Raw genomic sequence first — 1,389 nt, 5'->3', positions numbered from 1 at the left:
TAGGAAAGGCCGTCTGAAAGATTGGGAAACGGAATTATAACGTCAAAATCAAAAAAGGCCGTCTGAAACCTGCGTTTCAGGTGGACTGAGACATTATTTAATTTAACGTCCGTATATTTTCCACAAACCTTCCTGCAAACCAAACGCAGGCTCGCCGTCTTGCGGCTGGGTGCGAACATAGCTGCCATCAGGCTGCATCAGCCAAGCCTGGGTATTGTCTTCCAAAGCCATTTCCAAACCTTCGCGGATCACGCGTTCTTTGAGTTCGGGCGTGGTAATCGGCGTGGCGACTTCAATGCGGCGGAAGAAGTTGCGACCCATCCAGTCGGCGCTGGAGATAAAGGTATCGTCTGCGCCGTTGTTATGGAAGCAATACACGCGCGAGTGTTCGAGTTGGCGGCCGATGATGGAACGGACGCGGATGTTTTCGGACAAGCCTTTTACACCCGGGCGCAAAGTACACATACCGCGCACAATCAGATCAATTTGCACACCTGCCGCGCTGGCTTGATACAGCGCATCAATCACGCTCGGCTCGATGAGTGAGTTCATCTTGGCGGTAATCCGCGCCGGTTTGCCTGCTTTGGCGTGTTCTGTTTCCTGCTTGATGCGGTCGATGACCATTTTGTGCAGGGTAAACGGGCTTTGATAGAGCTTGTTCAGACGGCCCGGCTTGCCCAAGCCTGTGATTTCCATAAACAGAATGTTCACATCGGCAGTGATTTGTTCGTCAGCGGTGATGATGCCGAAGTCGGTGTAGATGCGCGATGTGCCTTGGTGGTAGTTGCCAGTACCGAGGTGTGCATAACGCTTGAGCACTCCGTCTTCGCGGCGGATAACCAAAGCCATTTTGGCATGGACTTTGTAGCCGAATACGCCGTACACGACGTGCGCGCCTGCCTCTTCGAGCTGTTTCGCCCAATTGACGTTGTTGGCTTCGTCAAAACGCGCCATCAGTTCGACCACGACGGTAACCTGCTTGCCCGCCAGTGCGGCCTTCATCAATGCGCGCACAAGCTCGGAATTGCTGCCGGTGCGGTAGATGGTCATTTTGACGGCCAATACATCCGGATCGGCCGCTGCCTCGCGTATCATTTGGACAACCGGATCAAACGACTGATACGGATGATGCAACAAAATCGGCGACTGTTTAACCAGTTTGAACACGGAACCGTTTTTGCGCAAGGCTTTCAGACGGCCTGCATTGCGCGGCGGAAACTTCAAATCCGGCCTGTCCACCAAATCGGGGACGGCATTGAGGCGCACCAAATTGACCGGCCCTTTGACCTGATACAGCTCGGCAGAGGTCAGCTTGAACTGGGCAAGCAGGAAGTCGTGAATATGCGCCGGACAAGTGTCTGCTACTTCCAAGCGCACACCGTCGCCGTA

Annotated in this window: 1 protein-coding gene; it reads right to left on the bottom strand. The window is 53.9% G+C overall.

Features of this window, described 5'->3' with window-relative positions; all coding sequences use genetic code 11:
- Positions 1-102 precede the first annotated feature (102 nt).
- Positions 103-1,389: polyphosphate kinase 1 (gene ppk1 / locus ACTHUT_RS20715; RefSeq protein ID WP_440419687.1), on the bottom strand; the 1,287-nt coding region annotated here is incomplete at its 5' end.

The sequence above is a fragment of the Neisseria sp. P0022.S010 genome (genome assembly GCF_051956635.1).
The sequence above is the reverse complement of the archived record's forward strand: the minus strand, read 5'-3'. Positions and strand labels throughout refer to the sequence as shown.